This window comes from Providencia sp. Me31A (genome assembly GCF_050487165.1).
GTDB lineage: Bacteria > Pseudomonadota > Gammaproteobacteria > Enterobacterales > Enterobacteriaceae > Providencia.
Genome location: NZ_JBKQGZ010000001.1, coordinates 85,386 through 99,696, shown reverse-complemented (window position 1 = coordinate 99,696; position 14,311 = coordinate 85,386). Strand labels below are relative to the sequence as shown.

Annotated in this window: 14 protein-coding genes; 8 read left to right on the top strand and 6 right to left on the bottom strand. The window is 40.3% G+C overall.

Features of this window, described 5'->3' with window-relative positions:
• Nucleotides 1-379: 379 nt before the first annotated feature.
• On the bottom strand, nucleotides 380-784 hold the full coding sequence (gene zapG, locus ACLPIE_RS00460) for a Z-ring associated protein ZapG (protein WP_430258659.1): 405 nt from the start codon (nucleotides 782-784) through the stop codon (nucleotides 380-382).
• Between the two features lie 343 nt (nucleotides 785-1,127).
• Here zapG and zapE point away from each other — a divergent pair, with 343 nt between their 5' ends.
• The 5 genes from zapE to sspB all read left to right on the top strand — a co-directional run bounded on the left by zapE (nucleotide 1,128) and on the right by sspB (nucleotide 5,079).
• Nucleotides 1,128-2,261: a cell division protein ZapE gene (gene zapE, locus ACLPIE_RS00455; protein ID WP_430258658.1), complete on the top strand. Its 1,134-nt coding sequence runs from the start codon at nucleotides 1,128-1,130 to the stop codon at nucleotides 2,259-2,261.
• Nucleotides 2,262-2,566: 305 nt separating this feature from the next.
• Nucleotides 2,567-2,995, top strand: a complete 429-nt coding sequence (rplM, locus tag ACLPIE_RS00450; RefSeq protein WP_004258237.1) for a 50S ribosomal protein L13 — start codon at nucleotides 2,567-2,569, stop codon at nucleotides 2,993-2,995.
• Nucleotides 2,996-3,009: 14 nt separating this feature from the next.
• The gene (gene rpsI / locus ACLPIE_RS00445; RefSeq protein ID WP_004258235.1) at nucleotides 3,010-3,402 is read left to right on the top strand and encodes a 30S ribosomal protein S9; all 393 of its coding nucleotides are present in this window, start codon (nucleotides 3,010-3,012) and stop codon (nucleotides 3,400-3,402) included.
• Between the two features lie 536 nt (nucleotides 3,403-3,938).
• Nucleotides 3,939-4,580: a stringent starvation protein SspA gene (gene sspA, locus ACLPIE_RS00440; protein WP_430258657.1), complete on the top strand. Its 642-nt coding sequence runs from the start codon at nucleotides 3,939-3,941 to the stop codon at nucleotides 4,578-4,580.
• 4 nt (nucleotides 4,581-4,584) lie between these two features.
• Nucleotides 4,585-5,079: a ClpXP protease specificity-enhancing factor gene (gene sspB, locus ACLPIE_RS00435; protein WP_430258656.1), complete on the top strand. Its 495-nt coding sequence runs from the start codon at nucleotides 4,585-4,587 to the stop codon at nucleotides 5,077-5,079.
• 61 nt (nucleotides 5,080-5,140) lie between these two features.
• On the opposite strand, the gene ACLPIE_RS00430 is transcribed toward sspB, so the two are convergent.
• Nucleotides 5,141-6,547, bottom strand: a complete 1,407-nt coding sequence (locus ACLPIE_RS00430) for an FAD-dependent oxidoreductase (RefSeq protein WP_430258655.1) — start codon at nucleotides 6,545-6,547, stop codon at nucleotides 5,141-5,143.
• A 306-nt stretch (nucleotides 6,548-6,853) separates the two neighbouring features.
• Here ACLPIE_RS00430 and arcB point away from each other — a divergent pair, with 306 nt between their 5' ends.
• The 3 genes from arcB (at nucleotide 6,854) to mtgA (ending at nucleotide 10,816) form a co-directional block, all read left to right on the top strand.
• Nucleotides 6,854-9,202: an aerobic respiration two-component sensor histidine kinase ArcB gene (arcB, locus tag ACLPIE_RS00425; protein WP_430258654.1), complete on the top strand. Its 2,349-nt coding sequence runs from the start codon at nucleotides 6,854-6,856 to the stop codon at nucleotides 9,200-9,202.
• 232 nt (nucleotides 9,203-9,434) lie between these two features.
• Nucleotides 9,435-10,085 carry an isoprenoid biosynthesis glyoxalase ElbB gene (gene elbB / locus ACLPIE_RS00420; RefSeq protein WP_430258652.1) on the top strand — a complete coding sequence of 217 codons (651 nt, stop codon included), beginning with the start codon at nucleotides 9,435-9,437 and terminating at the stop codon, nucleotides 10,083-10,085.
• An 8-nt stretch (nucleotides 10,086-10,093) separates the two neighbouring features.
• Nucleotides 10,094-10,816 carry a monofunctional biosynthetic peptidoglycan transglycosylase gene (gene mtgA / locus ACLPIE_RS00415; RefSeq protein WP_430258651.1) on the top strand — a complete coding sequence of 241 codons (723 nt, stop codon included), beginning with the start codon at nucleotides 10,094-10,096 and terminating at the stop codon, nucleotides 10,814-10,816.
• 63 nt (nucleotides 10,817-10,879) lie between these two features.
• Here the strand turns inward: mtgA and dolP are convergent, their stop codons facing one another.
• The 4 genes from dolP to ACLPIE_RS00395 form a co-directional block, all read right to left on the bottom strand.
• Entirely contained in the window at nucleotides 10,880-11,455 is a 576-nt protein-coding gene (gene dolP, locus ACLPIE_RS00410) for a division/outer membrane stress-associated lipid-binding lipoprotein (RefSeq protein ID WP_430258650.1), read from the bottom strand.
• A gap of 9 nt (nucleotides 11,456-11,464) precedes the next feature.
• Entirely contained in the window at nucleotides 11,465-12,055 is a 591-nt protein-coding gene (gene diaA / locus ACLPIE_RS00405; protein ID WP_430258649.1) for a DnaA initiator-associating protein DiaA, read from the bottom strand.
• Nucleotides 12,056-12,141: 86 nt separating this feature from the next.
• Nucleotides 12,142-12,522 carry a YraN family protein gene (locus tag ACLPIE_RS00400; protein WP_430258648.1) on the bottom strand — a complete coding sequence of 127 codons (381 nt, stop codon included), beginning with the start codon at nucleotides 12,520-12,522 and terminating at the stop codon, nucleotides 12,142-12,144.
• Nucleotides 12,523-12,571: 49 nt separating this feature from the next.
• Nucleotides 12,572-14,290, bottom strand: a complete 1,719-nt coding sequence (locus ACLPIE_RS00395; protein ID WP_430258647.1) for a penicillin-binding protein activator — start codon at nucleotides 14,288-14,290, stop codon at nucleotides 12,572-12,574.
• Nucleotides 14,291-14,311 lie beyond the last annotated feature (21 nt).

Genomic DNA, 14,311 nt, shown 5'->3' with positions numbered 1-14,311 from the left:
CGATTCTCTTAAGAATAAATTATCAATTTATTATGAGTGCATTTTGGATAGTAATACAACAGTAACACAATAAATTGAGATATTGGTTGGCATCAGATTCAATTTTACTGAAGACTATGACCACCGATTATGCGGAAAAGTTCCTCTAACGGGTAGTGGATATCCACTCTTTTACATCTATTTACATGCAACCTAAGTGAAACTTGAACTTCTATACAGTTGCTAAATAAATCATTAAAATCCTTTTGGATAGAAATTTTGTTCAGAATTATTAAATGAGTATTTAGCAGCAGAAGATCTGTGTGGAATAGTAAAATTTAGCTAATTTTATAGGAAATCACCAGTAAGCAGCGCTTACTGGTGAAAAGGGATAGAAAAATTACTTTTCTTTCTCTTCAATTGGGCGGAATAAACCGGATGCTCCTTCAGAGTAATCTCTTGGTGGCATTTTAACTGGCACTTGATCGTTATCAGCCTCAGACTCAGTTAAGCGATAGTTAAATGGGTTATCTTGTGCCGGCATATCAGGCATTAATTCCGATGAGCTTTGTGCCATGTGCTGATACAGTTGGCGGTAATCTCGTGCCATTTTATCTAGCAACTCTGCACTGCGAGCAAAATGGCTGACAAGTTCTTTGCGATACTCTTCAAGCTCAGTACTTTTTTTGTCTAACTCGGCTTGCGCTGTTTTTTGTTGACGAAGTTTTGGATTACCATAGCGGACAACTAATGCACCGATGATAAAACCAACAATCAATCCGATTAATGCATACTCCCAGGTCATGCTGACTCCTTCATTACTTCAATGTTCGCAGAAATTAGTTCGCAGAAATTAAGCGTCGTTACCGTTACTATACCTTAAATAATTCAAGTTGGATGTAAGCGTCAAGTAAAGCATCTCAACATATTGTAATTTGGGCGATTAACTGATGATAAAACCCACAAAACTTGAACTAGGTAAACTAAAACCGTTAACAACTTAAGAGTGGAATCTTAAGTTGAATTTCCTTACTCTATATTGATTCGTTAACCGAAAGTTAAATGATAACTGAATCTGGTTATAATAAAGGCAGTGTATATCAAATAACGGTAAAAAAACCGAAAATTTTTTAAGGATTATTCAGTTAATGTCACCGATGACCCCTATAATGCGTTATCAACAAGCGCTAGCTGATGGAAACTATCAGCCTGATGATGTACAAAAACTTGCTGTCGAACGCCTAGATAAAATATATCAGCAGCTTGCTAATACCACGTCTTTAACTATTCAAGCCAAACCTTCTGGCTTAAAGCAACGTTTTAGCCGACTTTTAGGAAAAACTACAGCAGCAACGTCTATTACGCCAGTACAGGGGCTGTATATGTGGGGTGGCGTTGGGCGTGGTAAAACATGGTTAATGGATATGTTTTACGAAAGCTTACCTGGCACTCGTAAGCTTCGTTTACATTTTCATCGCTTCATGAAAAAGGTTCAAGAAGATTTAATGGCGCTACAAGGACAGGAAAACCCACTTGATATCATTGCCGATGAATTTAAAAAAGAAACCGATGTTTTATGCTTTGATGAATTTTTTGTTTCAGATATTACGGATGCAATGATTTTAGGCACTTTGCTAGAAGGGTTGTTTTCTAGAGGGATAACACTGGTTGCGACGTCAAACATTATTCCTGATAACCTTTATCGAAATGGTTTGCAGCGAGCGCGTTTTTTACCCGCAATTGAACAAATTAAAAAATATTGTGATGTAATGAATGTTGATGCGGGTATTGATTACCGCTTAAGGACATTAACGCAAGCACATTTATTTTTATCACCGATTAATAGTGAAAACCGCCAGCATCTTGATGATATGTTTGTGAAATTGGCAGGAAAACAAGGGGAAGCAAACCCTGTTTTAGAGGTTAACCACCGTAAAATGCAAGCTATCCGAGCCGCAGAAGGCGTGCTAGCGATAGGCTTCAGCGTATTGTGTGAGGAGCCTCGTAGCCAAAATGACTATATTTACTTGTCTAACTGTTATCACACCGTGTTATTGTACGATGTACCTGTTATGGGAACAAAAGATGAAAACCCTGCGCGGCGTTTTTTAGCGTTAATTGATGAATTTTATGAACGCAAAGTCAAGTTAGTGATTAATGCAGCGGTGCCGATGGAATCTCTTTATCAAGGCCAACTTCTAGCATTTGAGTATCAACGCTGCTTATCTCGCCTACAAGAAATGCAAAGTGAAGAGTACCTGAAGATCCCGCATTTAACTTAAGTCTATTTTTTAGTGTGTTTTATCGGCGGAATTAATTAAAAACGCGCAATTTAACTGCAAATTGCGCTGTTTATTTGAACTAACGTAAAAAAAATGCATTTGGGGTCGATTTTTGTTGCTGACTTCTCTATAATCTTGCGACCCCACGTTACAGCGTTGTTTTTTATTTCCCAAAAAATAACGCATTAATGCCAGTTAGGCTGCTCGAAGGGGTAGGTTTACTGGACAAAAAGTCGTGTGAACCTCAGAAAGCTTATGAACATGAGTGTTCACCAACGTGTAACTTCAATATTGGGTAAGTTTTAATGAAAACTTTTACAGCTAAACCAGAGACCGTAAAACGCGACTGGTACGTTGTTGATGCAGATGGCAAAACATTAGGCCGTCTTGCAACTGAAATTGCTAGCCGTCTGCGCGGTAAGCATAAAGCGGAATATACTCCGCACGTGGATACTGGTGATTACATCATCGTTCTGAATGCAGAAAAAATTGCTGTTACCGGCAATAAACGCGAAGACAAAATCTACTATCGTCATACAGGCCATGTAGGTGGAATCAAGCAAGCAACTTTCGAAGAAATGATTGCTCGCAGTCCTGAGCGTGTGCTTGAAATCGCGGTTAAAGGCATGTTGCCAAAAGGACCTCTGGGTCGTGCAATGTACCGTAAACTGAAAGTTTACGCAGGTAATGAGCACAACCACGCGGCTCAACAACCGCAAGTTCTTGACATTTAATCGGGATTATAGCAATGGCTGAAAATCAATACTACGGCACTGGTCGCCGCAAAAGCTCATCTGCTCGTGTCTTTATTAAGCCGGGTAGCGGTAACATCACAATCAATCAACGTACACTGGAACAATACTTTGGCCGCGAAACTGCGCGCATGGTTGTTCGTCAGCCGTTAGAACTGGTTGAAATGTTGGAAAAACTGGATCTGTACATCACTGTTAAAGGTGGCGGTATTTCAGGTCAAGCAGGCGCAATCCGTCACGGTATTACTCGTGCACTGATGGCTTATGATGAGACTCTTCGTTCTGATCTGCGTAAAGCTGGTTTCGTTACCCGTGATGCGCGTTCTGTTGAACGTAAAAAAGTGGGTCTGCGCAAAGCACGTCGCCGTCCACAGTTCTCCAAACGTTAATTGGTTGCCTTTTAGGCATAAAGTTGATGAAAAAACCCGTCTTTATGGCGGGTTTTTTATTGCCTATTATTTATGTTAATTATTATAAATAATGACTCAAATATTTATGGTCCTAAAAATGAATTAATACAATTTGCAGAAAAAGATAATTAAATACTTTAAAATTGAAATCTTTTATTGATGGTAAAAATAAGACTTATTTTTATTGTCTAGCACCTTTAAAGATTGGAGTTAACTTTAAGCTTTTTGGTTTATTTATTTGTTAAATGTTAGTTTTTTGTTCTTATTTTTGTATGATGTTTATCTTCAACTAAAATAAATCTATGGTTTTTTCCCTATTCTTCCCCTAAGTAGCTCAAAATCTGTTAGAATATGCGCCTGTTTTTTTATTTCACATTTCTCGCCTTTATCATGCGGGAGGGTTGTGTTGGCTTTCAGTTATGGATAAATGAAAGCAGAACACAGGGGATTTTAAAATGGGTAATGGGTAATTTAAATTAATTACATTTCGTCCATTTTGTATTTTGGAGGTTTTAATGGCTGTCGCTCCTAATAAACGTTCGGTAATGACATTGTTCTCTGGCCCAACTGACATTTTTAGCCATCAGGTTCGTATTGTTTTGGCTGAAAAGGGGGTTAGTGTTGAAATTGAACATGTCGAACCCGGTCATCTACCTCAAGATCTGATCGTTCTCAACCCATATCAGAGCGTTCCTACGCTGGTTGATCGTGACCTCACACTCTATGACCCACACATTATTATGGAATATCTTGATGAGCGTTTTCCTCATCCACCATTGATGCCTGTTTACCCAGTTGCTCGTGGTACGAGCCGTCAATTGATGCATCGTATTCAAAATGACTGGTATTCCCTGATGAGCAAAATTGAGAAAGGTAGTGCGCAAGAAGCTGCAAATGCCCGTCGTCAATTATCTGAAGAGCTAATCGCGGTTTCACCTGTTTTTGCTGAAATGGAATTCTTCATGAGCGAAGAATTTAGTTTAGTTGATTGCTATTTAGCACCATTGTTATGGCGTTTGCCGGTACTTGGTATTGAATTGAATCCATCAAGTAGCAAATACTTACAGTTATATATGCAACGTGTCTTTGCTCGTGATGCATTCTTAGCATCATTGACTGAGTCTGAGCGCGAAATGCGTTTGTCTACGAGAGGCTAAATAAATGATGGAAATGGCGCCAATGTCACCACGTCGCCCTTATTTGTTACGCGCACACTATGAGTGGTTGCTCGATAACGATATGACTCCACATTTGGTGGTTGATGTCACCGTTCCTGCTGTTAACGTTCCAATGGAATTTGCTCGTGATGGGCAAATTGTATTGAATGTTGCGCCTCGCGCTGTAGGTAATTTCGAGATAACTAACGAAGAGGTCCGGTTTAACGCACGTTTTGGCGGCATTCCTCGTCAAGTTTATGTGCCTATGGCTGCGATTATCGCTGTATATGCACGTGAAAATGGTTCCGGCATGATGTTTGAGCCTGAAGCCGCTTATGATGCACAGTTATCATCTGGTATTGAAGAAGTTGAAGAACAAGAAGAAAGTCTCTCCTTAGTTCATGATGCGGAATCAACCAATGAAAACCCGCAGGAACCTTCAGGGGATGAGCCACCAAAGCCACCAAATGGCCGTCCTGCTCTACGTGTCGTCAAATGATACGTATTGCCAAATAAATAGCATAGATGAACAGAGGGCTCGCTCCTCTGTTTTGTTTTCTCTAAACGCCAAGAAATAGTCGTATTCCTTCCGCTGCACTGCGACCGTCTGCGATAGCCGTTACGACGAGGTCTGAACCTCTAACAATATCCCCTCCCGCAAATATTTTTTCATGAGATGTTTGAAATGGAAATAGACTGTCACTATTCGCTATAATATACCCGCGTTCGTCTCGTTTTATCATTTGATTTTCTAGCCAAGGCTGAGGGTGAGGGCGAAAGCCATAAGCGATAATTATAGCATCGGCTTGTATGAAACATTCTGAATTTTCAATCGCTTCTACTTGATGCCGTCCATTTTCAAATATTCCCTTTTGCGTGCGAACAGTGCGTAGACCTATAACCTGCTGCTGTTCACTGATGACGGCTTCAATAGCAAGAGTATTAAAGTGAAATTGTGCGCCTTCTTCTAATGCATGGAACTGCTCTTTTTGAGAGGCTGGCATACTTTGCTGATCGCGTCGGTATATACAACTTACCTGTGCGGCTCCTTGGCGAATAGCACTACGTATACAATCCATGGCGGTATCTCCTCCCCCCAAAACAACAACACTTTTTTCGCGTAAATCGATATAAGGCTGATGATTTAGTGAAGGAATCCCCATTAAATGACGAGAATTTGCGATTAAGTAGGGAAGTGCGTCATAAACGCCTTGAGAAGCATTACTTTGAATCTTTCCATGAATAGCTTGATAGACACCTGTACCAACAAAAATCGCGTCATAATCGTTAATAAGCGTATTTAAAGGGATATCAACGCCCACTTCAGTACTAAGTTGAAATTCAATTCCCATTTCCATAAATATAGCACGCCGCTGAACCATAACTTTTTTGTCTAATTTAAAGGCTGGAATACCAAATGTAAGTAGCCCACCAATCTCTGGATGTTTATCAAAAACTGTCACTGCAACGCCATTACGAATTAAAACATCGGCGCAAGCTAGTCCCGCAGGGCCTGCACCGATAACAGCAACCCGTTTATTAATCGGAGCAACATGAGAAAGGTTGGGGCGCCAGCCGAGAGCAAAGGCGGTATCATTGATATAACGTTCAATATGGCCAATAGTTACTGCACCAAATGTATCGTGCAGCACACAGGCTAATTCGCATAGTTTTTCTTGAGGGCAAACACGACCACAAATTTCGGGGAGGCTATTGGTATGGTGCGATAACTCGGCGGCTTCAATAATACGCCCTTTTGCGGCAAGTCTTAGCCAATGAGAAATTGGATTATGGAGTGGGCATTTCCATTCACAAAAAGGGCTTCCGCAAGAGAGACAACGGCTTGCTTGCTGCTTAATTTCAATTGCATTATCGGGCTCATAGATTTCAACAAACTCTATTTTACGAATTTCCAGCGCTTTTTTAGGCGGTTCGTTACGTTTTAGCCCGAAATAATGTGAACTCATTGTCTTCCTTACTGAACTTGAATTTTGTCTGATTTTACTACTGGTAGCTCAGAGTATTATCTTAAGTTTAGCGCCCAAACGTAAGGAACAATAGTATTATTGTTTGAGTTTTCAAAAGACTATGATGAAGAACTACTCCAGAAGCATTTTTACCCGAGCTAAAACAAAGAGAATACCTACTTGTTATTTATCATTAATGATAAAAAATGGCTATTGAATGAGCAGGATCGATATTTCGAATTAATTAACATCCGAAACTGCCCTGTTTGGTATATGATTCAAAGGGAATTTAACTAAGGGGTGGTTATGAAAGTACTTCGCGGCCTTGCGCAATACTATGTTGATTTGATGATGAAACTTGGGTTGGTGCGTTTTTCCCTATTACTTGCATCTGCACTAGTTGTTCTCGCTATGATCATGCAGATGGCGGTAGCCATCTTCTTGCGAGGACATGTTGATAGCCTTGACATGGTCGGGTCGATTTTCTTTGGGTTAATAATTACGCCATTGGCTGTTTATTTTTTATCAGTAGTGGTTGAGCAACTTGAGGAGTCACGGCAGCGTTTATCACGGATGGTTGATAAGCTTGAGGTTATGCGAAAGCGCGATGCTGAATTAAACGCCCAATTACAAGGTAATATTGAACAACTTAACCTTGAAATTCAAGAACGAGAAAAAGCAGAAAGCGCGCATTTAGAGTTACTTGAGCAGCTCAAACAAGAAATGAAATACCGAGAACAAACACAGATTGAGCTTGAGCAACAATCTGTTTTACTGCGTTCATTCCTTGATGCATCACCTGATTTAGTTTACTACCGAAATGAAAATAACGAATTTTCGGGTTGCAATCGTGCGATGGAACTCCTAACAGGCAAAAGTGAAAAACACTTAGTTGGCCTCACTCCTTTGGATATTTATGATGTAGAGATAGCCTCTAAAGTGATGGAAACAGATGAAAAAGTTTTCCGCCACAATGTGTCTCTAACTTATGAGCAATGGTTGGTCTATCCAGATGGACGTAAAGCATGTTTCGAGTTACGCAAAGTGCCTTTTTACGATCGTGTTGGCAAAAGACATGGGTTAATGGGGTTTGGACGCGATATAACGGAGCGTAAACGCTATCAAGAGGCTTTGGAAAACGCCAGTAGGGAAAAAACCACCTTTATTTCTACTATTAGCCATGAGCTTCGTACGCCGCTTAATGGCATTGTTGGGTTAAGTCGTATTTTACTAGATACCGACTTAACTTCGGAACAATCTAGCTATTTAAAAACTATTCATGTTAGTGCGATTACTTTAGGTAATATTTTTAATGACGTTATTGAGATGGACAAAATTGAGCGTCGTAAAGTGCAATTAGATAACCAGCCAATCGCATTATCTGAGTTTGTAAATGATTTAGAAAATTTAAGTGGGTTATTAGTTCAACCTAAAGGGCTTAAATTTGTTATGAATGTAGCCCCTTCACTGCCAAAAACAATTTTAACAGATGGAACTCGTTTGCGGCAGATACTGTGGAATTTGATTGGAAACGCCGTTAAGTTCACACAAAAAGGTGAGGTAAAATTAAGTATTTGGCAAGAAGCGGATAACAAACTGTTTTTTAGAGTTCAAGATAGCGGCATCGGTATACCTCAAGATGAATTAGATAAAATTTTCGCTATGTATTACCAAGTAACAGACTCTGCTGGCGGCAAACCCGCGACAGGAACGGGAATTGGCCTTTCTGTATCACGTCGATTAGCACAAAATATGGGGGGGGATATACACGTTGAAAGCGAAATTGGACAAGGTTCTATTTTCACATTGTCTATTATCGCCCCTGTTGTTGAGGATGACGTGGTTGAACATCAAGACATGGAAGATGACTACCCATTACCTGCATTACATATTTTACTTGTAGAAGATATCGAGCTAAACGTGGTGGTCGCTTGTTCTGTATTAGAGAACTTGGGTAATACTGTTGATGTTGCAATGAATGGTAAGGATGCTTTAGCAATGTTTGCCCCTGGCGAGTACGATTTAGTGCTATTGGATATTCAATTACCGGATATGACAGGTTTTGATATTTCAAAACAACTCAAGCAACAGTATGAGCATGATGATTTACCGCCATTAATCGCTTTAACTGCAAATGTGCTTAAAGATAAAAAAGAATACCTTGATGCAGGAATGGATGGTGTGCTCAGCAAGCCGTTATCGGTTCCCGCATTGACTCAAGTTATAGAACAATTTTGGGGGGAACACGCTTCCCAACACAATGAGATACAACAAAGTGACTCTATAGCATCAAAAGTTGATGAATCAAGGTTAGATTGTGACATGCTAGAGCAGTACATTGAATTAGTTGGACCTAAGCTAATTCATGATGGCCTAAACGTATTTGAAAAAATGTTGCCAGGTTACCTTGCTATTCTTGACTCAAATATGATTGCGAAAGATCAAAAAGGCATTGTTGAAGAAGCGCACAAAATTAAAGGGGCTGCTGGTTCTGTTGGCTTGAAGAATTTACAGAAAATTGCTCAGCAGATCCAATCGCCTGATTTGCCTGCATGGTGGGATAACGTACAAGAATGGGTTGATGAATTAAAACAAGATTGGAAAGCAGATATAGAAACTTTGAGAAACTGGGTTGATGAGCGTACAAAAAAATAACCCCAACCGAAGTCGGGGTGCGCGAATACTGCGCCAACACCAGGGAAATCTTTGATTTGCATATGTTTTTTGTTTTTTGCAAATCATTAAATTAGCTATGCCACTATAAAGGCTAACATCAAGATACCAAAATTTAGCGTATCTGTTACAAGATTCATTAAAATCTGTGATGAAGATTGATGTTTATGCGCCTTATGGCTTGAGAGATAATTTACTACAAATGGAGGAAGATATGAAATCAATTGCGGTTATTTTAAGTGGCTGTGGTGTATTTGATGGAAGCGAGATCCATGAGTCAGTGCTAACAATGCTTGCTTTGAATCAAAATAATGCCGAGGTTCATTTTTTTGCTCCTGATGAACTGCAACCTACTGTTATAAATCATTTAACTGGCGAAGAAAAAAAAGAAAATCGTAGTCAATTAGAGGAGTCTGCTAGGATTTCACGTGGAAAAATATCACCTTTATCGTCAGCAGACGCTTCAAAGCTAGATGCCCTCATTATTCCTGGAGGTTTTGGTGCTGCAAAGAATTTGTGTAATTTTGCAGTTAAAGGAAGTGAGTGTGAAATTAATAAAGAACTATTAAGTTTAGTACGTCAAATGCACCAACAAAAAAAGCCGCTAGGGCTGATGTGTATTGCACCTGTGATGCTTCCGAAAATGTTAAATACATCAGTAGAACTAACTATTGGTGATGATACTGAAACGATTGCTAAAATAGAAAGTATGGGGGGTAAACACATAAAGTGTGCCGTGGATGACATTGTTGTTGACCAAGTTAACAGAGTTGTTACAACACCTGCTTATATGCTGGCGCAATCAATTTCTGAAGCAAATATAGGTATTAATAAACTCGTTAAGAAAGTATTGGAAATGGCGTGATTATTTGAATGCTAACTATTGTTTCTAATTTGTGGCGCAGGTTAATGAAGATCACAGTTTTATTACTTGTGGTGTGGTTTTCTTCAGTTCTTATTTTTAAATTTGTACCTGTGCCATTTTCTGCGGTGATGGTCGAGCGGCAAATAAGCGCATGGATAAATATAAATTTTTCTTATGTTTCTCGTTCTGAATGGGTAGGTGAAGATCACATTTCTCCGTATGTTTATTTAGCTGTAATTGCAGCGGAAGATCAAAACTTTCCATACCACTGGGGTTTTGATCTCGATGCTATTGAGCGAGCTTATAAGCATAATATGATCAATAAACACTCAGTTAGAGGGGCGTCAACAATCTCACAACAGACAGTAAAAAACTTATGGTTATGGGATGGACGAAGTTGGTTAAGAAAAGGGATTGAAGCCGCTATGACTCCAGTTATGGAGCTTATGTGGTCTAAGAAAAGGATATTGACTGTTTATCTTAATATTGTGGAGTTCGGTGATGGGGTTTTTGGGGTTGAAGAGGCAGCAAAAAAATTTTTCAATAAGCCTGCTAGCAAGCTTACAATGAATGAAGCTGCATTATTAGTAGCTGTTTTACCAAATCCCCATCGCTATAGCGTAAAATCACCATCTTTATATGTTTTGAAAAGACAGGCGTGGATCTTGAATCAGATGCACCTGTTGGGCGGTAAGAATTTTCTGAAAAATAATCAGTTAATATCACAATGATAAAAAAGCCATGGTTTTTAACGCATGGCTTTTGTTTTTAGAGCAATATATTATCGTTTATGATTAATTGAGATATGTGAAAGCAGTTGTAACTCGACGAACGCCGTCTGTCTCACTGGCAATTTTGGCTGCGGCATCACCTTCTTGTCTTGTTAATATACCAAGTAAGAAAACCTCACCATTTTCAGTAATCACTTTCACGCTACCTGATTTCACGCTATCACTAGTAAGAATTTTAGATTTAACCTTAGTTGTTAACCAAGTATCTTTTGAGGCGGTGCCTAAATCAACAGGTTCACCACTACGAACTTCATTATAAACAGCCGTTGTGCCATCAACGTTAGAGGCAATTTGCTTCGCGCGCTCAGCCCAAGCCATATCAGGACTTTGCCCCGTTAGCAGCACATTGCCTTTATAGGCTGTCGCAATAATACGAGCCTTACCAGTGATGTCTTTATCTTTATTCAATTGTCCACTGACTCGTGCCTCTAAGGTGCCATCATCAACTTGTTGACCCACAGTACGAGGATCTGTTGCACTTTTTGTGGCTACCGCTGCTGAGCCAACGACAGCTGCGCCAATACAGCCTTGTAAAAGAATCGTACTGAGAACTACAGCAAAAATAGGTATTAATCGCATTTTATCTCCTTAATCGTCCTGATGAGGGAAAAGGGTATTATCTATGAGGTCACACAGACAATTTACGGTAAGAAGGTGAACTTCTTGAATTCGAACACTTCGCTGGGATGGTATACGAATTTCAACATCTTGTGGGCCTAATAACCCTGCGAGCTCTCCGCCATCATAGCCGGTTAACGCTACGATGGTCATATCTCGCGTTACCGCAGCTTCAACGGCTTTAATAATATCGCTACTATTACCATGAGTAGAAATTGCCATTAGCACATCACCATGTTGGCCCAACGCCCTAACTTGTTTAGCATAAATTTCAGAAGGGTGCTTACTGCCAGAAATCGCAGTTAATACGGCATTATCAGTATTAAGCGCTAGCGCTGGGAGGCTTGGGCGCTCGGTTTCAAATCGATGGATCATACTAGCAGCAAAACGTTGTGCAGTGGCTGCAGATGCGCCATTACCGCAACATAAAATTTTATTACCATTAAGTAATGACTGCACCATCATCATTGCCGCCCTTGAGATGGCATCAGGCAGAGCTTCCGCTGCTGCTATTTGGGTTTGAATACTTTCAGTAAAACACACTTTTATTCGATCAAGCACTGGTTCTTTCCTGTAAAATTTATCCGTTATACTTTGTGCTGTAGCGGTATCATCGACACCTGCTAATTAATTCAGGTAGTTATTTGTTAATTAAAGTCATCTTGGTTGAATGCATTTTGTAGCCATTCAAACTGGTTGCCAGTGATGGCACAAATATCGAAACGGCATGAACTTGTTTCGAAGCTTTCTTGTTTATGTGCAAGCCACAATTTAGCTGCTGCCAATAACTTTCTACGCTTATGCCAGTTTACTGATAAAAGTGCGTCTCCGTAATCACTATTGTTACGAAAACGTACCTCAACAAATACCCAACCTGTATCATCGCGCATAATGAGGTCGATTTCACCTGCTCGATTTTTCGCATTCCGCTGAACAAATGTTAACCCTTGTTGTTGCAAAAACATCAGTACTTGGTTTTCATAGTACCGGCCAATTAGCCATGTTAAGGGTTTTTTGATCATTTTCATGACCTCCTTGTCTGATAAAGCCATCTTCCTGATGGCTTAACTATTTATTTTATTCAGCGAGGACGACTTTACCCTGATTGAACTGTAACCAAGGTAATTCACGGAATACAACACAATTTGTATTTGTCGTTAAAGCACCGGATGCACCATTGATACGTAATTGTCCTGATTGTTGCAATTTGTCATAATTATTCGCTAAAGACCATGCATCGATACCCATGGCATATAAACGAAATAGGGAATAATCATTATTTAATTTTTGTTGAGCTTGTTTGCGCAAATTGTTATTTGCTCCAGCTAATAGTGGAATTTCACTAAATTTCACACCATCCATTTCGAAACGGAAGTCTGCGCCAGAGCCCGCTTGATTGCTGCGTGAGCTAGCATACAGCGCTGGACGTGCGCGAGAACTAATTGCCATTTCAATCATTGGTTTGATTAGGGTGAGTTCATCGCGTGTTGCAACAATATAAACCGCATCAACGGTACCGGTAGGCTCAATGGCTAGTGATTCAGTGGATAGCGATTCAGTGGATTGTAAGCCTGTATTTACAGGGGTACCCGTCATGCGAATTCCAGCACCACTGTTGATGGATTCTTTTAATGAGGGAACTGACCCAAAGGTTTGCATTAATACTGTGGCGCCGCCTTTTTCTTGCCACCCTTGTGCAAAGGCTTTAGCAACTCTGTCGCCAAATGCATTTGCTGGAACTAATACCAGAGGCATTTGTTTCCCTTGTGCTTTTATATAAGCAGCGGCATTGATGGCTTCATCTTCTGGTGACAGTGAGAAATAACAAAGGTTTGGCTGAGGAGACAATTGGTTATCATCAAGCTCATTGAGTGCCAGAACACTAACAGGTGCTCCTGTTTGGGCAATAGTTTGTACGTCTGTTTTCAATAATGGCCCGACGATAAGGTTGAAACCTTCACTTTTAGCTTGCTCAAGTAATTGAGGCATCTGTTGGTTGGTCGTATCGAACACTTTGATGCTTTGTGTATTCGTCGGTGTTGCATCAATACGTAACGTGGATGTGACGATATCACTGTCAGTTGACGTTTGAGCATTGTCTGTTGCCGCTGCAACTTCTGCATAAATTTGGTCTAATACATCATTGCCACTATCCTGCGTTTGAGCCGGGAGAGTGCTAGCTGAGACCGCAGGCGCTTGAGGGATGCCTTTTTGTGCATCCATAAAGCCCTGCATGATGGCTTTACCAAAGACTTCGCCTTGGCCACTCATTGGTAAAAACAACGCAATTTTAGGGCTGCTACCAACACGAGGTAGCATTGCTTGAATTAATTGAGTTGGTGTTGTCATTACCCCAGGGTTATTAGAATAGCGTGTTTTCCAATCATTGAAACCTGTTTGCAATGCATCGGGATCGTCTTGATTGTTTTGGTAAATATCGAGTAGGTCTACCCAACCTTGGAGAATATTTTCGTTTGCACCAATTCCGTGAATCTGTTCTGGTGTCAATTGTGTTAACATTCTCCATAGGCCATCAATGTTGGCTTGGCGCTCAGCGGCTGTCGTTAATAAAGGCTCTTGGCTAATATAAGCACGCAGCGCTTCTATTGAAGGCTTGCCTTGCGCTGCATCAATGATAGCTTGATAGTTGCTGGCATCAGACGTACTTTGCTCAGGTGTTTTTTTCGGTGACGGGAAGTAATCCGAGACAATTTGGCACCCTGACAGTGCAAATGTGGACAGCATTGCTGTGCAGATTAACCCTTTTTTCAAATGCAAAAAAATTGAAGGACGCATACTGTATCCAATGGTGTATTT